The following is a 20453-nucleotide window of genomic DNA, read 5'->3' as shown; positions in this document are numbered from 1 at the left end:
CTTGCTGAATAGCCCGATTGGTTTGATATACTGCGCCGCGACCGAAGGGTCATCGGGGCGAATCCCAGGAAAATGCGGCTCGCCCTCGGCCAGTAACTGGCCAAAAAGCCTGAGCTGTTACCGCAGTTCAGCACTTGACGCTCGACTGATGCATCCACCATCACCGCTCGCAGCCTCTCGACTTTCCGCTCATGGCGTCGCCAGGGCGAAGCGCCTACCCTGCGCACCTCGAGACTCGAGTACGCTCAGCACATAGAGAGTTAACCCGCATGCCCACCCGTTCCAAGATCATCTATACCTTCACCGACGAAGCCCCCGCCCTCGCCACCTACTCGCTGCTGCCGATCGTCGAAGCTTTCACCGCTTCGGCTGACATCGCCGTCGAAACTCGCGACATTTCCCTGGCTGGCCGCATCCTCGCGGCATTCCCGGAGCAACTGGGCACCGAGAAGCAGGTAGGCGATCACCTGGCGGAACTGGGCCAACTGGCTACCACACCTGAAGCCAACATCATCAAGCTGCCGAACATCAGCGCCTCGGTACCGCAGCTCAAGGCCGCGATCAAGGAACTGCAAGGCAAGGGCTTCAATATCCCGGACTACGCCGACGAGCCGGCCACCGCGGAAGAAAAAGAATCCCGCGCGCGCTACGACCGCATCAAGGGCAGCGCCGTGAACCCGGTACTGCGCGAAGGCAACTCCGATCGCCGCGCACCCCTGTCGGTCAAGAACTACGCGCGCAAGCACCCGCACAAGATGGGTGCCTGGGCCGCCGACTCCAAGTCGCACGTTGCCCACATGACCCAAGGCGACTTCTACGGCAGCGAAAAGGCCGCACTGATCGAGGCTGACGACAGCCTGCGCATCGAGCTGGTCGCCAAAGACGGCAGCACCACCGTGCTGAAAGAAAAGACCGCCGTCAAAGCCGTCGAAATCATCGACTGCGCAACCATGAGCCGCAAGGCACTGAAAGCCTTCATCGCCGAGCAGATCGCCGATGCCAAGGCCTCCGGCGTGCTGCTGTCGGTGCACCTGAAAGCCACCATGATGAAGGTTTCGGACCCGATCATGTTCGGCGTCATCGTCGAAGCCTTCTACGGCGAAGTGCTGGCCAAGCACGCTGCCGCGCTGGCCGAAGTGGGCTTCAATGCCAACAACGGCATCGGTGACCTGTATGCCCGCATCAAGGATCTGCCAGCCGACAAGCAGGCCGAGATCGAAGCCGACATCCAGGCCCTGTACGCCGAGCGCCCGGCCCTGGCCATGGTCAACTCCGACAAAGGCATCACCAACCTGCACGTGCCGAGCGACGTGATCGTCGACGCCTCGATGCCGGCCATGATCCGTGACTCGGGCAAGATGTGGAACACCGCTGGCGAGCTGCAGGATGCCAAGGCGATCATCCCGGACCGCTGCTACGCCGGCATCTACCAGGCCACCATCGAAGACTGCAAGGCCAACGGCGCGTTCGACCCGACCACCATGGGCAGCGTACCGAACGTCGGCCTGATGGCACAGAAGGCCGAAGAGTACGGCTCCCACGACAAGACCTTCCAGGTCAAGGCTGACGGCGTCGTGCGCGTGGTCGATGGCAAGGGCAAGGTCGTTCTGGAGCAGAACGTCGAAGCCGGTGACATCTTCCGCATGTGCCAGACCAAAGACGCGCCGATCCAGGACTGGGTCAAGCTGGCCGTCAACCGCGCCCGCCTGAGCGACACCCCGGCGGTGTTCTGGCTGGACCCAGCCCGCGCCCACGACGGCGTGATGATCGAGAAGGTGCAGAAGTACCTGAAGGATCACGACACTGCAGGCTTGGACATCCGCGTTCTGGCGCCGGTCGACGCCATCAAGTTCTCGCTCGCCCGCATCCGCGAAGGCAAGGACACCATCTCGGTGACCGGCAACGTGCTGCGCGACTACCTGACCGACCTGTTCCCGATCATGGAGCTGGGCACCAGCGCCAAGATGCTGTCGATCGTGCCGCTGATGAACGGCGGCGGCCTGTTCGAAACCGGCGCTGGCGGTTCGGCACCCAAGCACGTGCAGCAGTTGGTTGAAGAAAACTTCCTGCGTTGGGACTCGCTGGGTGAATTCCTGGCCCTGGCCGCTTCCCTGGAGCACCTGGGCAACACCTACGACAACCCGCGCGCCAAGGTCCTGGCCAACACCCTGGACCAGGCCACCGGCAAGTTCCTCGACACCAACAAGTCGCCTTCGCGCAAAGTCGGTGGTATCGACAACCGTGGCAGCCACTTCTACCTGACCCTGTACTGGGCAGAAGCGCTGGCCGCCCAGACTGACGACGCCGCCCTGCAGGCGCGCTTCGCACCACTGGCAAAAACCCTGGCCGAGAACGAAGCGACCATCGTCGCCGAGCTCAACGCCGTGCAGGGCAAGCCGGCCGACATCGGTGGCTACTACGCTCCGGATGCCGAGCTGACCGCCAAGGTGATGCGCCCAAGCCAGACCCTGAACAGCGCCATTGCCGCCCTGTAAGGCTCGCTTGAGGTAACAGCACAAACCCCGGCCACGCACCGGGGTTTGTGCTTTCTGAAGCACAGACGCGCCAGCTGTGTAGGAGCGGCCCGCGCCAACCATAGGAAATGCCCATGTCCTGGCAACCCCACATCACCGTCGCCACCATCGTCGAGCACGCAGGCAAATTTCTCTTCGTCGAAGAGTTCAAAGCCGGCCAGCACGTGTTCAACCAGCCCGCCGGCCACCTGGAGCCAAACGAAACACTGCCCCAGGCCGCCCTGCGCGAAACCCTGGAGGAAACCGCCTGGGAAGTCGAGCTTACCGGCGTGGTCGGCATCTACCTGTACACCGCACCCAGCAACGGCGTGACCTACCAGCGCATCTGCTTTGCCGCACGCCCCGTGCACCACCACGCCGACCTTGCGCTGGACAGCGACATCGTCCGTGCCGTCTGGCTCACCCGCGAGGAACTGTTGGCTGCCCCCGACCGCTGGCGCAGCGAGCTGGTACCACGCTGCCTGGATGACTACCTTGCAGGCCCGCTGCATAGCCTTGATTTGCTGCGCGACTGACGCGCAGCCTCGGGTTTGGTAGACTCGGCGCTTTTCCCCCTTGATACACATCGGTAGCCATGACCAGCCCAGCACTCAAAGACCCCGCCAAGACCCGCGTCATCGTCGGCATGTCCGGCGGCGTGGACTCTTCCGTCTCCGCCCTTCTGCTCATGGAGCAGGGCTACCAGGTGGAAGGTCTGTTCATGAAGAACTGGGAAGAGGACGACGGCACCGAATACTGCACTGCCCGTGAAGACTTGGCAGACGCCCAGGCCGTGTGCGACCGCATCGGCATCAAACTGCACACCGCCAACTTCGCTGCCGAATACTGGGACAACGTTTTCGAGCACTTCCTCGAAGAGTACAAGGCCGGCCGTACACCCAACCCGGACATCCTCTGCAACCGCGAAATCAAGTTCAAGGCGTTCCTCGACTACGCGCTGTCGCTGGGTGCAGACCTGATCGCCACTGGCCATTACGTGCGCCGCCGCGACACCGGCGCGATCACCGAACTGCTCAAGGGCCTGGACCCGAACAAGGACCAGAGCTACTTCCTGCATGCCGTCGGCGGCAAGGAAATCGCCCGCACCCTGTTCCCGGTCGGCGAACTGGAAAAGCCCGAGGTTCGCGCCATCGCCGAAAAGCACGGCCTGGCCACTGCCAAGAAGAAGGACTCCACCGGTATCTGCTTCATCGGTGAGCGCCGCTTCAGCGACTTCCTCAAGCAGTACCTGCCGGCCCAGCCAGGTGAGATACAGACCACCGAAGGCGAAGTCATCGGCCGCCATCACGGCCTGATGTACCACACCATCGGCCAGCGCCAGGGCTTGGGCATCGGGGGCTTGAAAGACGCCGGCGACGAGCCGTGGTACGTGCTGCACAAAGACCTGACCCGCAATGTGCTGGTGGTCGGCCAGGGCAACGAACACCCTTGGTTGTTCTCCCGCGCCCTGCTCGCCTCGGAGATCTTCTGGGTCAACCCGATCGACCTCAGCAGCCCGCGTACACTCACTGCCAAGGTGCGCTACCGTCAGAGCGACCAGCGCTGCACCCTGGAGCTGACCGAAAGCGGCTACCGCGCTGTGTTCGACGAGCCGCAGCGCGCCGTTACCCCTGGCCAGTCGGTAGTGTTCTACGACGGCGAGGTGTGCCTGGGCGGCGGCGTGATCGAGACGGCCGAGCCGTGGAGCCCGCGCGCATGAACAAACTGCAGGAGCAATTGATTGCCCTGGGTGGGGTGTTTCAGGCCGCCGTGCTGGTCGACCGCATCGCCCGCACCGGCCAGGCCAGCGAGGCCGATATCGGCTGCATGCTGGGCAGCCTGCTGGTGCGCGACCCCAAGGACACCCTGGAGGTATTCGGTGGCGACGACCTCAACCTGCGCGACGGTTACCGCGCCCTGGTCGGCGCCCTGGAACGCGACCCCAGCAGCCTACAGCGCGAACCGCTGCGTTATGCGCTGTCGATGCTCGGGCTGGAACGCCAGCTGAACAAGCGTGGCGACCTGCTCGACACCATCGGCAACCGCCTGCCGCAAATCCAGTCACAGGCCGACCATTTCGGCCTGGTTCACGAAAACGTCATCGCCTCCAGCGGCGCCTTGTATCAGGACACCTTGAGCACACTGCGCCAGCGCATTCAGGTGCATGGCGACATGCGTTTCCTGCAGCAGGCCAGCAACGCGTCGAAGATCCGCGCCCTGCTGCTGGCAGGCATCCGCGCCGCACGCCTGTGGCGCCAGCTGGGCGGGCATCGCTGGCAGCTGGTGTTCAGCCGGCGCAAGTTGCTCAACGAACTGTACGATATGATGCGCACACCTTCCTGAAGGCGGCGCTGAACCCTCGGTAGGAGCGGCCTTGCGTCGCGAAAGGGCTGCGCAGCAGCCCCGGCAATCTATGCTGGGGCGGCGATTTGGGGGCCGCTGCGCAGCCCTTTCGCGACGCAAGGCCGCTCCTACAGGCATTTTTCATGTATCATATGCGCCCTTCCAAAAGCCTGACTGTCCGAGAACACCCCATGCAGCTTTCTTCGCTCACTGCGGTTTCCCCTGTAGACGGCCGTTATGCCGGCAAAACCCAGGCCTTGCGCCCCATTTTCAGCGAATTCGGCCTGATCCGTTTCCGCGCCCTGGTCGAAGTGCGCTGGCTGCAGCGCCTGGCCGCTCACCCGCAAATTGGCGAAGTGCCGGCGTTCTCCGCTGAAGCCAACGCCCTGCTGGACGGCCTGGCCACCGACTTCAAGCTCGAGCACGCTGAACGCGTCAAGGAAATCGAGCGCACCACCAACCATGACGTCAAGGCGATCGAATACCTCCTCAAGGAGCAGGCTGCGCAACTGCCTGAGCTGGCAAAGGTCAGCGAATTCATCCACTTCGCCTGCACCAGTGAGGACATCAACAACCTGTCCCACGCGCTGATGCTGCGTGCTGGCCGCGACGACGTGCTGCTGCCGCTGATGCGTCAGATCGCCGAAGCCATTCGTGCCCTGGCCCATGCCCACGCCGACGTGCCGATGCTGTCGCGCACCCACGGCCAGCCGGCTTCGCCGACCACCCTGGGCAAAGAGCTGGCCAACGTCGTCTACCGCCTGGAGCGCCAGATCGCTCAAGTGGCCGCCGTGCCGCTGCTGGGCAAGATCAACGGCGCCGTGGGCAACTACAACGCCCACCTGTCGGCCTACTCGCAGATCGACTGGGAAGAAAACGCCCGCGCCTTCATCGAAGACGAACTGGGCCTGGTGTTCAACCCGTACACCACCCAGATCGAACCGCACGACTACATCGCCGAGCTGTTCGACGCCATCGCCCGCTTCAACACCATCCTCATCGACTTCGACCGCGACGTCTGGGGCTACATCTCGCTGGGCTACTTCAAGCAGAAGACCGTCGCTGGCGAAATTGGCTCGTCGACCATGCCGCACAAGGTCAACCCGATCGACTTCGAGAACTCCGAAGGCAACCTGGGTATCGCCAACGCCCTGTTCCAGCACCTGGCCAGCAAGCTGCCGATCTCGCGCTGGCAGCGTGACCTGACCGACTCCACCGTGCTGCGCAACCTGGGTGTGGGCTTCGCCCACAGCGTCATCGCCTATGAAGCCAGCCTGAAAGGCATCGGCAAGCTGGAAGTCAACGCCGCGCGTATCGCCGCCGACCTGGACGCCTGCTGGGAAGTCCTCGCCGAGCCAATCCAGACCGTGATGCGCCGCTTCAACATCGAGAACCCCTACGAGAAGCTCAAAGAGCTGACCCGTGGCAAGGGCATCACCCCAGAAGCGCTGCTGACCTTCATCGACGGCCTGGACATGCCAGCCGAAGCCAAGGCCGAGCTCAAGCAATTGACCCCTGCCAGCTACATCGGTAACGCCGCAGCGCAGGCCAAACGCATCTAAGCTGAGCGTCGCCTTCAACGCCCGGCCTGGCCGGGCGTTTTTATTCCCGGACGAAAATTACGTTTTTTCAATAGGTTGAACATGAATCCTGATACTCCACTGCAGTTGCTCGGCGGCATCTCGGCCCGCGAATTCATGCGCGACTACTGGCAGAAGAAGCCGCTGCTGGTGCGCCAGGCATTCCCGGACTTCGAAAGCCCGATCGACCCCGACGAGCTGGCCGGCCTGGCCCTGGAAGAGGAAGTCGAGTCGCGCATCGTGCTCGAGCACGGCGCCCACCCGTGGGAGCTGCGCCGCGGCCCGTTCAACGAAGACACCTTCGCCGACCTGCCTGAAAAGGACTGGACCCTGCTGGTTCAGGCCGTCGACCAGTTCGTACCGGAAGTGGCCGAACTGCTGGAGCACTTCCGCTTCCTGCCAAGCTGGCGCATCGACGACGTGATGATCAGCTTCGCCACCCCCGGTGGCAGCGTAGGGCCGCACTTCGACAATTACGACGTGTTCCTGCTGCAAGGCCACGGCCAGCGCAACTGGAAGATCGGCCAGATGTGCAACAGCGACAGCCCGCTGCTGGACCATGCCGACCTGCGCATCCTCGCCGAATTCGAACAGAGCGGCGAATGGACCCTGGAGCCAGGCGACATGCTCTACCTGCCACCGCGCCTGGCCCACTACGGCGTAGCCGTGGACGACTGCCTGACCTACTCGGTCGGCTTCCGCGCCCCAAGTGCCGCCGAAGTGCTGACCCACTTCACCGACTTCCTCGGCCAGTTCCTGCCGGACGAGGAGCGCTACAGCGACGCCGACGCCGAGCCTGCCAGCGACCCACACCAGATCCAGCACGACGCCCTCGACCGCCTCAAGGGCCTGCTCGACAAGCACATGAACGACAAGGACCTGCTGCTGACCTGGTTCGGCCAGTTCATGACCGAGCCGCGCTACCCCGAGCAGGTCGTCGGTGAAGAACTGGACGAGCAGGAGCTGATCGAAGCGCTCGAAGATGGCGCCATCCTGATCCGCAACCCAAGCGCACGCATGGCCTGGTCGGAGCTTGGCGACGACCTGATGCTGTTCGCCAGCGGCCGCAGTTGCCCGTTGCCAGCCAAACTGCGCGAGCTGCTGAAGCTGGTTTGTGCCGCCGACGCGTTACACATCGACAACCTTGCACAGTGGCTGGAGGATGAAGATGGCCTTATGCTGGTACAGCAATTGATCAAACAAGGAAGCTTGGGATTCGCCAATGAATAAGATTCGTGTGCGCCTCGCCGACTGGCAGAAAGACAACGCCGATATCCGTCGTATCCGTGAAGCGGTGTTCGTCGCCGAACAGCACATTCCGCCGGAGCTGGAGTTCGATTCGGAAGACCAGGACGCGCTGCACTTTCTGGCGCTGGAAGGTGATTACCCTATTGGCACGGCCCGCCTGCTGGCGGACGGCACCATCGGGCGCATCTCGGTGCTCAAGGACTGGCGCGGGCTGAAGGTTGGCGACGCGCTGGTCAATGCGGTAATCCTTGAGGCACAGAACCGCGACCTCAAGCAGCAGATGCTGAGTGCTCAGGTGCATGCCACGCCGTTCTATGAGCGGCTGGGCTTTCGCGTGGTCAGCGAGGAATTCCTCGAAGCCGGCATCCCGCATGTGGACATGGTGCGCGACTCCCGCGAGATCGCCTGAAGCTTCAAACTTGCGCTAAACCCGTGTAGGTGCGGCCTTGTGTCGCGAAAGGGCCGCCCAGCTGCCCCGGGGCTTATTGCAGCGCCGTCTGTAACGTCGGGGCTGCTTCGCAGCCCTTTCGCGACGCAAGGCCGCTCCTACGCCAACTGCGTTGTTTGGGTAAACCATGCAATAAAAAACCTGTACATCCATCCAGATAAAACTTGCCACCGCGCCCCCGCTTGCGCATCCTACTGCCTATCACCCTCGATAAAGCGTCCCGGCCATGCGCCTGTTCCTCTGCGAAAAACCCTCCCAGGCAAAAGACATCGCCAAGATCCTTGGCGCCAACCGCAGGGGCGACGGCTGCTGGCAAGGCACCGACGTCTGCGTCACTTGGTGCATCGGCCACCTGTTGGAAACCGCTCCGCCCGACAGCTACGACGAACGCTACAAGCGCTGGAACCTCGCCGACCTGCCGATCATTCCGGAAAAGTGGAAGATGCTGATCAAGCCCAAGACTGCCAGCCAGTTCAAGGCCGTCAAGCGCCTGCTCGGCGAAGCACGCGAACTGGTAATCGCCACCGATGCCGACCGCGAAGGCGAAATGATCGCCCGCGAGCTAGTCGAACATTGTCGCTACCGTGGGCCCATTCAGCGCCTGTGGTTGTCCGCTCTGGACGATGCCTCGATTCGCAAGGCGCTGGCACGCCTGCTGCCGGGGCAGGATACCTTCAACCTCTATCACTCGGCGCTGGGCCGCTCACGCGCCGACTGGCTCATCGGCATGAACATGAGCCGGCTTTTCACCCTGCTGGGCCGCCAGTCCGGCTATCAGGGTGTGCTACCCGTTGGCCGGGTACAAACACCCACCCTGCGCCTGGTGGTGGACCGCGACCGTAGCATCGCTGATTTCGTACCGCTACCGTTCTGGGCCATCGACGTGCAACTCGAGCATGCCAACATTGGCTTCAACGCCCAATGGCGAGCACCGCAAGATACCTGCGACGACCATGGGCGCTGCCTTAACCAGGCGCTGGCCCAACAGGCCGCAACAGATATCGGCAACGCCCGCACCGCACGGGTGCTCAAGGTGGCCACCGAACGCGTACGCGAGGCAGCACCCCTGCCCTTCGACCTCGGCACCCTGCAGGAATTGTGCTCAAAGAAGTTCGGCCTTGGCGCCCAGGAAACCCTCGACATTGCCCAGGCCCTGTACGAAACCCACAAGCTGATCACTTACCCACGAAGCGACTGCGGTTACCTGCCGGTCAGCCAACACAGCGAAGCGCCGGCAATCCTCACTGCATTACAGCGCGCCGATAGCAGCCTGGCGCCGCTGCAAGCGCACCTTGAGCCGCACCGCCGCTCGCGGGCCTGGAACGATTCCAAGGTCACCGCGCACCACGGCATCATCCCTACTGCGGCCGCCAGCGACCCGTCACGCTTGCCGGCCAAGCACAAGGCGGTCTATACCCTGATCCGCGCCCGTTACCTGGCCCAGTTCCTACCCAACCACGAGTACGATCGAACCCAAGCCGAGTTCGACTGTGCAGGCCATGCACTGCGCGCCGTGGGCAAGCAGATCGCGGAGCCGGGCTGGCGTCGCGCATTACCAGAAGCGTTGGCCCCGGCCAAAGGCCGCGAAGCGCCGCCGGCGCAAGTCCTGCCAACGTTGCGTGAGGGCCAGGACTGCTCGGTGCAGGGCCTGCAGTTGAAAGACCTGTGGACCCAACCGCCCAAACCCTTCACCGAAGGCGACCTGATCAAGGCCATGAAGAACGTCGCCAAACTGGTGGACGACCCGCGGCTGAAACAGAAGCTCAAGGAAACCACCGGCATCGGCACCGAGGCGACCCGTGCCAGCATCATCCAGGGCCTGCTCGACCGCGGCTACCTGGTCAAGAACGGCAAGGCACTGGCCGCCACCCCAGCGGCTTTCAGCCTGATCGACGCAGTGCCACGCGCCATCGCCGACCCAGGTACCACGGCAATCTGGGAGCAGGCGCTGGACATGGTGCAAAGTGGTGAAATGAGCCTGGAGGACTTCGTGGCGCGGCAGTCGGCATGGATGGGCAAGCTGGTCGAGCGCTGCAGCGGCATGCGCATGACAATAAACGGGCCAGCGGTGGGCAAGGCGGCGCCGTGGAAGAAAAAGCGCAGGAGCGGGGGCAAAGGCAAGCCTGCAGCTAACGGCGCCAAGGCCATGGGCAGCAAGGCACGGCAGCCTCGGCGCAAGGCCCCCAACTGAATAGCCATCCACAACAGCACGGCATCACCTCCAGACGCGATCCTCGCTCCAGCCAAGCTCGGCAAAATCATGCGCCCGCAAACCGGCCTCTTCCTCACAGAAGAACTCATCCAGCTGGGGCGGTCGCACCGCTGTATCGCTGAGCATGGCATGGACCTGCCCACGGTGATGGATCTGGTGCTCGAACAGGTGGGCAAGCAAGCGCAACCGCTGTTCACGCTGCACACGGTCGGGCCTTACGATACTCACGTAGCGCGATAGCTGGTCGTCGCTCAGCACACTGCAGTAGGCGATCAGCCGGTGGTCAGCCTGGGCCTGTTCGGCGTGCAGGTCGGTGCATGTGGCAAAAGGTTGCTCCGGCTCGAAGAAGCGTTCGCCGTCGGGCTCAGGCGCCTCGCCACGCTGCTCGCACTCGAGCATGTGCAGGTAGAACCAGTCCACCGTCAGCAAATGGTTGAGGGTGGCCTTGATCGATGGGAAGAAGCTGCACCGAGGCGCGACGAACTCGTCCTGGGTCAGTTGCAGGCAGGCCTTGTACAGGCGGTGATTGGCCCAGCCATTGTTGTAGGCCTGGGTCAGCAGATGATGCGACAGCGGCTCCATGGTTCGGCTCCTTCAGGCGAAGCGTTGCAGTTGCATCTCCCGTAGCCGGCTCAGGGTCCTTTGGTACGGGAACGCCAGATACCCTTGAGTGTAGAGCGCTTCGAGCGGAACCTGCGCCTCAAGGTACAGCGCCACCCTACGGTCGTAACATTCGTCGACCAGGGCAATGAAGCGGCGGACGGCGTCATCCTTGGCAGCCAGCGCTGGCAGTTGCCGATCCCCCGCCTCTACCCGCGCGACTCCATCCTCGGTACCACGGGCAATACGCCCGGCCCGCTGCTCGCCGCTCAGGGCTGGAATGCCTTCGACCAGGATTGCCGAGAACTGATCGCACAGCGCCATGAACTCCATCGCCGCCAGTGGTTGCTCGCACAGGTCGGCGAAGCGACACCAGATCGCTTGGCTGCTACGCCGGATCACTTGGATTTGCCGTGAACCCACTGCGAACGGCTGCGCACTGCCCGGATCGTCGGGGCTGAGCTGCTTGAAAACCGCCTCGAGCGCCTTTGCCTTACCAGCTTCAGCCACCCAGTAGCGCTGGTGTGCGGCCCCAGGGTGAAGACGATGGTCTTGCTCGCCTGCCACCGCCAGGACCTGCATGTGCCGTTCGATGGCGGTGATGGCCGGCAGAAAACGATCGCGGTTGAAACCGTCCTGGTACAGCAGATGCGGCGGCTGGTTGGAGGTGGCAACCACCACCACGCCATGATCGAACAACACCTGGAACAGGCGGCCGAGAATGATTGCATCTGCGATGTCGCTGACAAAAAGTTCGTCGAAGCACAGCACGCGGATTTGCCCTGCCAGCTCTCGGGCAAGAGCCTGCAACGGATCGGCGGTGCCGTTGAGCTGGAACAGCCGCTGATGGACCCATGCCATGAAATGGTGAAAGTGCTGACGCCGGGCGGCAATGCTCAGGCCGCGGTGGAACAGGTCCATGAGCCAGGTCTTGCCGCGGCCGACCGGCCCCCACAGGTAAAGCCCCTGGGCGGGACTGCCCCGCTCGAGGGCTTCGAAACAGGCTTGCAAGGCATTGACGGCCTGCGCTTGCTGCGGGTCGGGGACGTAGCCTTGATCGGCAAGGGCCTGCTGATAGAGCGTTTTGGGGTCAAATGCCATGCAGCATTATGTTGAAGGGCCCCATCGTCGGCAAGCCTGCGCCCACTCATGCATCACCGCGCTTGCAATTAGCGAGGCAGCTTGCCAGCGATAGGGCCGGTAAAGCCCGGAATAGCTTTCAGCCCTCGCTCAGACCCACTTTGAGCAGCGACCCGTCCTTTTCATCGATGAGCACATACAGGTATCCATCCGGCCCAACCCGCACATCGCGGATTCGCGCCTTCAAATCCCCTAGCAAGCGCTCCTCATGGACGATCTTGTCGCCCTCTAGCTGCAGGCGAATCAGCTCTTGGGTAGCCAGCGCACCGATGAACAGATTGTGGTCCCAGGCCTTGAACGTGGGGCTGTCATAAAAAGCCATGCCACTGATGCCTGGGGACTTTTCCCAAACATGATGCGGGTCGACCATACCGTCGACATGTTCGCCCTTGGCCTCAGGGATCGGCATCAGCGAGTAGTTGATGCCGTGGGTGGCGATCGGCCAACCGTAGTTCTTCCCCGCCTGCGGGATATTGATCTCGTCACCGCCGCGGGGGCCATGTTCGTGGGTCCAGAGCTTACCGGTCCAAGGATTGAGGGCCGCCCCCTGCTGATTACGGTGGCCGAATGACCAGATCTCGGCGCGAACTGCTTTTTTCCCGACGAAGGGGTTGTCTTTGGGCACTTCACCATCGGGCAGGATGCGCACGATTTTGCCCTGCAGCTTGTCCAGGTCCTGCGCCGTGGGGCGCTGGTTGTTCTCGCCCAGCGCAATGAACAGGTAGCCGTGGCGATCGAACACCAAGCGCGAGCCGAAGTGATTGCCCACCGAAAGCTTCGGTTGCTGACGGAAGATCACGTCGAAGTTCTCCAAGCGTGCGCGATCTTCGGACAGTTGGCCACGACCAACGGCAGTGCCGGCCTTGCCATCACTGCCCTCTTCGGCATACGACAGGTATACGGTACGGTCCTGGGCAAACTCGGGTGACAACACCACATCGAGCAGACCGCCCTGGCCCTCTGCCCAGACCTTGGGCACCCCGCTTATGGGGGGCCCGACCTTGCCTTCGGCATTGACCACACGCAGGTTACCGGAGCGTTCAGTCACCAGCATATCCTTACCGCCTGGCAGGAACGCGAGCGCCCAAGGGTTGCGCAAGCCGTCGGCCACGGTGCTGACGGTTACCTGCCCCTCCTCGCTGGGGAAGTGCTCCTCGGCGGCGGCGTGCGCGAGCAGTGGCAGCAGTGTGGCAGCGGTAAGCGTGGTCAGCCAGGTAGCTTTGATCATGCAGGATTCCTTTCAGTGGTACTCAGGGCGCGCGCCGGGTGTCACGCGGTGGGCGGGTGGGTTCCAGATTCGGCGTCTGCTGCTGGCGGCGCAGGTTTTCACCATTACCGATGCCGCGGTTGTCCAGGGAAGGTGTGCGCTGGATGGGCTGGGTAGAAGGGCCGCGCACCGGTGGTGTGACAGGTTGGCTGCCTTGGCGGCTGTTGGGGTTGGCGCGCTGGATCGGGCTGTTGTAGGGGTTGTTGTTACTGGCAGCGAGCAGCAAGGGCTGCACGGGCGCCGCCTGTGCAGACAAGCCCAGCAACAAGCCGACGGCCAGGGCTGGCAATGTAAGATTCATACTCCACCTCGTGTACGAAAAGGTGCGCCTCATGCGTTTGATAGCGTAAGGCGCGAGGCGTTCGCAGAAAAAGGGTGAATGCGATTCGTGATGTTTCAGTATGAACCTCAGGCAGCCCTGCTCGCCTTGAAGACTATGCCAGGCATGGGCCTTCGATGCTCGAAGGGTGAAATTGCGGCATCCTCAGAAGTAGAACCGCTGCTTTCAACACTGACTTACATTTGCCACACTTAAGGCCAGTTTCCATTGGCAAGGTCCATTTGCATGACTGCCGCTTTGCAACGCTACGCCCGACTATCGCTGGTCTTGCTGCTGGCTGGCGTGTTAAACGCCTGCGCTTTGTTGCAGGCGCGCGACCCGCTGAACATCAGCGTGATCGGCATCGAACCACTGGCGGGGCAAGAGCTGGAGATGCGCATGGCGGTAAAGATGCGTGTACAAAATCCTAACGAGGCCCCAGTCGACTACAACGGCATCGCGCTGAATCTGGAGGTCAATGGCCAGGCACTGGCCTCTGGGGTTAGCGACCAGCAGGGGCATATTGGCCGTTACAGTGAAGCGGTGGTGGTGGTACCGGTGAGCGTCACGGCTTTTGCATTCCTGCGCCAGGCCTATGGTCTGAGCAGGCTCGACTCGCTACAAGGGATGCCTTATGTACTGCGCGGGAAACTGGCTGGCGGCCCCCTGGGCACCGTGCGCTTCACCGATGAGGGCAAGCTGGACCTGCCCAAAGGGGGCAACCTCTACTGGTGACAGGCTGCGGATCATCAACGGTTGGTGCTGGCGGCGGCCATCATCTTGTTGACCTCGCTGCGTACCATGCTGGCGTATTCAGGCGGCGACATGCCGTCCAGTTCGGCACGTACCCATTCGGCCCATTTGCCCTTGCGGCGCGGCTTTTCCGAAATCAGCCGAGCTGCGTCGCCCTTCGCCTTGCCCAGGTTGTTCTGCCACAATTCGAACAGCCGCGCCTTTTCTGCCTCGATCTGTGCCCGTTCCTCGAAGCTCCTGTTGGCCAGATTGAAACTCATGAAAGTACCTGCCAGTTGAAATGGCCGCTATCTTACACCGTAGTGCTGCTTCATCGCTAAGCCGGCGCAACTTTCCCGGCGCACCGGCATCCATTGCTTACCCCCCTATCGACGAGGACATGTTCATGGCCCGAAAATCAGCCATTGCAGCTAACAGCGAGCAGATCAAGGATCAGGTGTTCAGTGAGCTGCAGGCATTGATCGAAGAGTCGGAGAAGCTGCTCAACGACAGCGCCTCTCTGGTAGGTGAAGAAGCCGACACGCTGCGCGCGCAGGTCAGCCTGAAACTTCGCCAGGCTCGAGAGGCGGCCGGGCAGGTGCGCGCCAAGGCACAACCGGTAGTAGACGCAACCCAAGACTATATCGGCGGCCACCCATGGCAGACCGTTGCGGTTTCTGCCGGGTTTGGCCTGGTAATTGGCCTGCTGCTAGGCCGCCGTCACTAAACCGTTCCCCAGGCGTAGTGCCGGCTGCTGCAAATCAGGCGGCCTGCGCCATCGGAATACCACTGTGGAAACGCAATTCCTGGTCAGCAGACAGGATCAACTCCGCTTCCGCATCGCGCACCTGCTGAACCCGCTGGGCTATATCTGCTTCATCACCATACTGATGGGCGAGTTTCAGGTAGCCCTGGTAGTGACGCGCTTCGCTTTTCAGCAAGCCGTGATAGAAAGTGCCGAGCTCTTCGTCAAGGTGCGGGACCAATGCTGCAAAGCGTTCGCAGCTGCGTGCTTCGATAAATGCCCCTACCACTAGCGTATCCACCAGCTTGACTGGCTCATGGGCACGTACCAGGCGACGCAAGCCAGAGGCGTAGCGCCCTGCCGACACTGGCCGCAAAGGCACACCACGGCGCTTCATCAAGCGCAAAACCTGCTCATGATGTACTAGTTCCTCTCGGGCCAGGCGCGACATCATGTTGATCAGGTCCAGGTGGGTGTTGTACTTGGCGATCAGGCTCAGCGCAGTGCTGGCAGCTTTGAACTCACAGTTCTTGTGGTCGATCAGCAAGGTTTCCTGGTCGGCGATGGCCGCTTCGATCCAGGCGTCTGGAGTCTTGCAACCTAGGAAGGCATCGATTTCGGGGATCAGGGACATAACGTACAACCACACACAGCAGGCAGGACGGGCGATTATACCGGCGCCAATCATGAGCGCCAGTGGCTATGCTTGATGTACATCAAGCGGCGACGCAAGGCTCGCCTACTATAGTCAGGCATAGGCCACCATCTTTTGAGGGGAGTTCATGCCCATGCAAGCTGTCCGTAGCATTCTAGTGGTACTCGATCCCGATCATGCCCATAGCCGTGCGTTGACCCGTGCCAAGCTTATAGCCGGCGTAACCGGTGCGCGCCTGCACCTGCTCATGTGCGACAAAAAACAGGATCACAGTGCACTACTCAGCCTGCTTGGCAGTCAGCTACACGACGATGGCTACGATAACGTCTCTCATGAACAGAACTGGAACGAGACCCTGCACGAGTCGATCATCGCCGTTCAGCAGGCTGAAGGCTGTGACCTGGTGATCAAGGAACACCGGCCGGACAACCCCCTGCGCAAGGCATTGCTGACGCCAAGTGACTGGAAACTTCTGCGCCAGTGCCCTTGCGCCGTGTTGATGGTCAAGAGCGAGCGGCCCTGGACGGGAGGCAAGATTTTGGCAGCAGTGGATGTCGGTAACGATGACGAAGATCATCGGCGGCTGCATACCAGCATCATCGACCATGGCTATGACATTGCCAGCCTGGCAAAAGGTGAACTGCACGTGATCAGTGCGCATCCCTCCCCCATGCTGGCAGCATCCGATCCTGTATACCAGCTCAGTGAGACCATCGAAAAACGCTACCGAGAGGCGTGCAGTGCTTTCCAGGCCGAATATGATATCAGCGAAGATCGCCTGCATGTCGCAGAGGGCCCTGCGGATGTGCTGATACCTCATACCGAGCAGAAGCTCGATGCAGTGGTCACGGTCATTGGCACTGTCGCGCGCACGGGCATCTCAGGTGCCTTGATTGGCAATACCTCTGAAGTCGTGCTCGATACGCTGGTAGGTGATGTACTGGTACTTAAAAGTGAAGAGGCGCTCGCGCACCTGGCTGAATTGGCCCGAGGCTAGAATTTTTTTGCGCACAAAGACAAAACCCCTACCTGCTTGCGCAGATAGGGGTTTTGCGAAATGAATCTTGACGATGACCTACTCTCACATGGGGAAACCCCACACTACCATCGGCGATGCATCGTTTCACTACTGAGTTCGGGATGGGATCAGGTGGTTCCAATGCTCTATGGTCGTCAAGAAATTCTGTAGCCAGAATGTCCAGATGGACAGCCCAGCGAATTCGGATATGCGATAGTTGTGATGTTACGAACTTTCGGTTCTTTCGTCTTCACCACCACAATCTGCAGAAGCAAATTGCTTGGGTGTTATATGGTCAAGCCTCACGGGCAATTAGTATTGGTTAGCTCAACGCCTCACAGCGCTTACACACCCAACCTATCAACGTCGTAGTCTTCGACGGCCCTTTAGGGGATTCAAGATCCCAGTGAGATCTCATCTTGAGGCAAGTTTCCCGCTTAGATGCTTTCAGCGGTTATCTCTTCCGAACATAGCTACCCGGCAATGCCACTGGCGTGACAACCGGAACACCAGAGGTTCGTCCACTCCGGTCCTCTCGTACTAGGAGCAGCCCCTCTCAAATCTCAAACGTCCACGGCAGATAGGGACCGAACTGTCTCACGACGTTCTAAACCCAGCTCGCGTACCACTTTAAATGGCGAACAGCCATACCCTTGGGACCGGCTTCAGCCCCAGGATGTGATGAGCCGACATCGAGGTGCCAAACACCGCCGTCGATATGAACTCTTGGGCGGTATCAGCCTGTTATCCCCGGAGTACCTTTTATCCGTTGAGCGATGGCCCTTCCATACAGAACCACCGGATCACTAAGACCTACTTTCGTACCTGCTCGACGTGTTTGTCTCGCAGTCAAGCGCGCTTTTGCCTTTATACTCTACGACCGATTTCCGACCGGTCTGAGCGCACCTTCGTACTCCTCCGTTACTCTTTGGGAGGAGACCGCCCCAGTCAAACTACCCACCATACACTGTCCTCGATCCGGATAACGGACCTGAGTTAGAACCTCAAAGTTGCCAGGGTGGTATTTCAAGGATGGCTCCATGAGAACTGGCGTCCCCACTTCAAAGCCTCCCACCTATCCTACACAAGCAAATTCAAAGTCCAGTGCAAAGCTATAGTAAAGGTTCACGGGGTCTTTCCGTCTAGCCGCGGATACACTGCATCTTCACAGCGATTTCAATTTCACTGAGTCTCGGGTGGAGACAGCGCCGCCATCGTTACGCCATTCGTGCAGGTCGGAACTTACCCGACAAGGAATTTCGCTACCTTAGGACCGTTATAGTTACGGCCGCCGTTTACCGGGGCTTCGATCAAGAGCTTCGCTTGCGCTAACCCCATCAATTAACCTTCCGGCACCGGGCAGGCGTCACACCCTATACGTCCACTTTCGTGTTTGCAGAGTGCTGTGTTTTTAATAAACAGTCGCAGCGGCCTGGTATCTTCGACCGGCATGAGCTTACGGAGCAAGTCCTTCACCCTCACCGGCGCACCTTCTCCCGAAGTTACGGTGCCATTTTGCCTAGTTCCTTCACCCGAGTTCTCTCAAGCGCCTTGGTATTCTCTACCTAACCACCTGTGTCGGTTTGGGGTACGGTTCCCAGTTATCTGAAGCTTAGGAGCTTTTCTTGGAAGCATGGCATCAACCACTTCGTCGCCTAAAGGCAACTCGTCATCAGCTCTCGGCTTTGAGATCCCGGATTTGCCTAAGATCTCAGCCTACCACCTTAAACTTGGACAACCAACGCCAAGCTGGCCTAGCCTTCTCCGTCCCTCCATCGCAATAACTGGAAGTACAGGAATATTAACCTGTTTTCCATCGACTACGCTTTTCAGCCTCGCCTTAGGGACCGACTAACCCTGCGTCGATTAACGTTGCGCAGGAAACCTTGGTCTTTCGGCGTGCGAGTTTTTCACTCGCATTGTCGTTACTCATGTCAGCATTCGCACTTCTGATACCTCCAGCAAGCTTCTCAACTCACCTTCACAGGCTTACAGAACGCTCCTCTACCGCATCACCAAAGGTGATACCCGTAGCTTCGGTGCATGGTTTGAGCCCCGTTACATCTTCCGCGCAGGCCGACTCGACTAGTGAGCTATTACGCTTTCTTTAAAGGGTGGCTGCTTCTAAGCCAACCTCCTAGCTGTCTAAGCCTTCCCACATCGTTTCCCACTTAACCATGACTTTGGGACCTTAGCTGACGGTCTGGGTTGTTTCCCTTTTCACGACGGACGTTAGCACCCGCCGTGTGTCTCCCATGCTCGGCACTTGTAGGTATTCGGAGTTTGCATCGGTTTGGTAAGTCGGGATGACCCCCTAGCCGAAACAGTGCTCTACCCCCTACAGTGATACATGAGGCGCTACCTAAATAGCTTTCGAGGAGAACCAGCTATCTCCGAGCTTGATTAGCCTTTCACTCCGATCCACAGGTCATCCGCTAACTTTTCAACGGTAGTCGGTTCGGTCCTCCAGTCAGTGTTACCTAACCTTCAACCTGCCCATGGATAGATCGCCCGGTTTCGGGTCTATACCCAGCGACTAAACGCCCTATTAAGACTCGCTTTCGCTACGCCTCCCCTATTCGGTTAAGCTCGCCACTGAATATAAGTCGCTGACCCATTATACAAAAGGTACGCAGTCACCTAACAAAGTAGGCTCCCACTGCTTGTACGCATACGGTTTCAGGATCTATTTCACTCCCCTCTCCGGGGTTCTTTTCGCCTTTCCCTCACGGTACTGGTTCACTATCGGTCAGTCAGTAGTATTTAGCCTTGGAGGATGGTCCCCCCATGTTCAGACAAAGTTTCTCGTGCTCCGTCCTACTCGATTTCATTGATAAGAGATTTTCGTGTACGGGGCTATCACCCACTATGGCCGCACTTTCCAGAGCGTTCCACTAATCTCAAACCAACTTAAGGGCTGGTCCCCGTTCGCTCGCCACTACTAAGGGAATCTCGGTTGATTTCTTTTCCTCAGGGTACTTAGATGTTTCAGTTCCCCTGGTTCGCCTCTTGCACCTATGTATTCAGTACAAGATACTCAGCTTATGCTGAGTGGGTTCCCCCATTCAGAGATCTCTGGATCACAGTCTGTTTGCCGACTCCCCAAAGCTTATCGCAGGCTACCACGTCTTTCATCGCCTCTGACTGCCAAGGCATCCACCGTATGCGCTTCTTCACTTGACCATATAACCCCAAGCAATCTGGTTATACTGTGAAGACGACATTCGCCGAAAATTCGCATGTTGCTCTTTCGAGCAGAACTCACAAATTTTACCTTAGCCTGATCCACCAGCAGTGAAACTGGTGTTCAGTCTATTTCTATCACATATCCGAATTTTTAAAGAACGATCTGAAAAAAGCCAGAAATCAACATTCAAGCCGAATGTTCATTTCTAAGTTCTGACAAGTTACTGCAAAAGTGGTGGAGCCAAGCGGGATCGAACCGCTGACCTCCTGCGTGCAAGGCAGGCGCTCTCCCAGCTGAGCTATGGCCCCGTATTCTACGGCTGAACCATGTAATGGTAGGTCTGGGCAGATTTGAACTGCCGACCTCACCCTTATCAGGGGTGCGCTCTAACCAACTGAGCTACAGACCTATAACAGGGTCGCGTTACAGCATCGTCTTTATACAAA

Annotated in this window: 17 protein-coding genes, 2 tRNA genes and 2 rRNA genes; 11 read left to right on the top strand and 10 right to left on the bottom strand. The window is 60.1% G+C overall.

All coding sequences use genetic code 11. The features are described 5' to 3' along the window. Positions 1 to 269: 269 nt before the first annotated feature. From ACMGGN_RS05680 to ACMGGN_RS05645, 8 genes are all read left to right on the top strand, one after another. Positions 270 to 2495: an NADP-dependent isocitrate dehydrogenase gene (locus ACMGGN_RS05680; RefSeq protein ID WP_414156514.1), complete on the top strand. Its 2226-nt coding sequence runs from the start codon at positions 270 to 272 to the stop codon at positions 2493 to 2495. A 113-nt stretch (positions 2496 to 2608) separates the two neighbouring features. Continuing rightward, positions 2609 to 3049, top strand: coding sequence for an NUDIX hydrolase (locus tag ACMGGN_RS05675; RefSeq protein WP_046788268.1), 441 nt, complete (start codon positions 2609 to 2611; stop codon positions 3047 to 3049). 59 nt (positions 3050 to 3108) lie between these two features. Then, positions 3109 to 4233 carry a tRNA 2-thiouridine(34) synthase MnmA gene (gene mnmA, locus ACMGGN_RS05670; protein ID WP_046788269.1) on the top strand — a complete coding sequence of 375 codons (1125 nt, stop codon included), beginning with the start codon at positions 3109 to 3111 and terminating at the stop codon, positions 4231 to 4233. Continuing rightward, positions 4230 to 4856, top strand: coding sequence for a high frequency lysogenization protein HflD (gene hflD / locus ACMGGN_RS05665; protein ID WP_012315257.1), 627 nt, complete (start codon positions 4230 to 4232; stop codon positions 4854 to 4856). The genes mnmA and hflD overlap by 4 nt, the downstream gene beginning before the upstream one ends. Before the next feature lie 191 nt (positions 4857 to 5047). Then, a complete protein-coding gene (purB, locus tag ACMGGN_RS05660; protein WP_046788271.1) occupies positions 5048 to 6418 on the top strand; it encodes an adenylosuccinate lyase in 1371 nt (456 codons plus the stop codon). 81 nt (positions 6419 to 6499) lie between these two features. Further along, a complete protein-coding gene (locus tag ACMGGN_RS05655) occupies positions 6500 to 7666 on the top strand; it encodes a cupin domain-containing protein (protein WP_039604938.1) in 1167 nt (388 codons plus the stop codon). Then, complete coding sequence (locus tag ACMGGN_RS05650) at positions 7659 to 8093, top strand: GNAT family N-acetyltransferase (protein ID WP_012315260.1); 435 nt, start codon at positions 7659 to 7661, stop codon at positions 8091 to 8093. Before ACMGGN_RS05655 ends, ACMGGN_RS05650 begins: the two co-directional genes overlap by 8 nt. Positions 8094 to 8358: 265 nt before the next feature. Beyond that, positions 8359 to 10323 carry a DNA topoisomerase III gene (locus ACMGGN_RS05645; RefSeq protein WP_414156513.1) on the top strand — a complete coding sequence of 655 codons (1965 nt, stop codon included), beginning with the start codon at positions 8359 to 8361 and terminating at the stop codon, positions 10321 to 10323. 24 nt (positions 10324 to 10347) lie between these two features. On the opposite strand, the gene ACMGGN_RS05640 is transcribed toward ACMGGN_RS05645, so the two are convergent. The 4 genes from ACMGGN_RS05640 to ACMGGN_RS05625 form a co-directional block, all read right to left on the bottom strand. Further along, complete coding sequence (locus ACMGGN_RS05640; RefSeq protein WP_115274330.1) at positions 10348 to 10926, bottom strand: DinB family protein; 579 nt, start codon at positions 10924 to 10926, stop codon at positions 10348 to 10350. Positions 10927 to 10938: 12 nt separating this feature from the next. Beyond that, positions 10939 to 12045 carry a cell division protein ZapE gene (zapE, locus tag ACMGGN_RS05635; RefSeq protein ID WP_115274329.1) on the bottom strand — a complete coding sequence of 369 codons (1107 nt, stop codon included), beginning with the start codon at positions 12043 to 12045 and terminating at the stop codon, positions 10939 to 10941. A gap of 118 nt (positions 12046 to 12163) precedes the next feature. Then, complete coding sequence (locus ACMGGN_RS05630) at positions 12164 to 13312, bottom strand: PQQ-dependent sugar dehydrogenase (protein WP_046788276.1); 1149 nt, start codon at positions 13310 to 13312, stop codon at positions 12164 to 12166. 22 nt (positions 13313 to 13334) lie between these two features. Continuing rightward, positions 13335 to 13652, bottom strand: a complete 318-nt coding sequence (locus tag ACMGGN_RS05625) for a hypothetical protein (protein WP_046788277.1) — start codon at positions 13650 to 13652, stop codon at positions 13335 to 13337. Positions 13653 to 13916: 264 nt separating this feature from the next. Between ACMGGN_RS05625 and ACMGGN_RS05620 the strand changes: the two genes are divergently transcribed. Further along, complete coding sequence (locus tag ACMGGN_RS05620; protein ID WP_046788278.1) at positions 13917 to 14405, top strand: LEA type 2 family protein; 489 nt, start codon at positions 13917 to 13919, stop codon at positions 14403 to 14405. 14 nt (positions 14406 to 14419) lie between these two features. On the opposite strand, the gene ACMGGN_RS05615 is transcribed toward ACMGGN_RS05620, so the two are convergent. Further along, positions 14420 to 14683, bottom strand: coding sequence for a hypothetical protein (locus ACMGGN_RS05615; protein ID WP_012315267.1), 264 nt, complete (start codon positions 14681 to 14683; stop codon positions 14420 to 14422). Between the two features lie 125 nt (positions 14684 to 14808). Here ACMGGN_RS05615 and ACMGGN_RS05610 point away from each other — a divergent pair, with 125 nt between their 5' ends. Continuing rightward, complete coding sequence (locus tag ACMGGN_RS05610; protein ID WP_115274327.1) at positions 14809 to 15129, top strand: DUF883 family protein; 321 nt, start codon at positions 14809 to 14811, stop codon at positions 15127 to 15129. A gap of 34 nt (positions 15130 to 15163) precedes the next feature. Here ACMGGN_RS05610 and ACMGGN_RS05605 read toward each other — a convergent pair whose 3' ends face one another. Further along, positions 15164 to 15781, bottom strand: a complete 618-nt coding sequence (locus ACMGGN_RS05605; protein ID WP_119687457.1) for a tRNA-(ms[2]io[6]A)-hydroxylase — start codon at positions 15779 to 15781, stop codon at positions 15164 to 15166. 154 nt (positions 15782 to 15935) lie between these two features. On the opposite strand from ACMGGN_RS05605, the gene ACMGGN_RS05600 reads away from it, so the two are divergent. Further along, entirely contained in the window at positions 15936 to 16799 is an 864-nt protein-coding gene (locus tag ACMGGN_RS05600) for a universal stress protein (RefSeq protein ID WP_174142248.1), read from the top strand. Between the two features lie 65 nt (positions 16800 to 16864). Here the strand turns inward: ACMGGN_RS05600 and rrf are convergent. From rrf to ACMGGN_RS05580, 4 genes are all read right to left on the bottom strand, one after another. Beyond that, positions 16865 to 16980 (bottom strand): 5S ribosomal RNA (gene rrf, locus ACMGGN_RS05595). Positions 16981 to 17111: 131 nt separating this feature from the next. Beyond that, positions 17112 to 20003 (bottom strand): 23S ribosomal RNA (locus ACMGGN_RS05590). A gap of 236 nt (positions 20004 to 20239) precedes the next feature. Continuing rightward, positions 20240 to 20315 (bottom strand) — tRNA-Ala (locus ACMGGN_RS05585). 24 nt (positions 20316 to 20339) lie between these two features. Further along, positions 20340 to 20416 (bottom strand) — tRNA-Ile (locus tag ACMGGN_RS05580). Positions 20417 to 20453 lie beyond the last annotated feature (37 nt).

Source organism: Pseudomonas sp. BNK-30 (genome assembly GCF_047456185.1).
Lineage (GTDB): Bacteria > Pseudomonadota > Gammaproteobacteria > Pseudomonadales > Pseudomonadaceae > Aquipseudomonas > Aquipseudomonas putida_E.
This window is presented reverse-complemented; position numbering and strand designations above follow the sequence as displayed.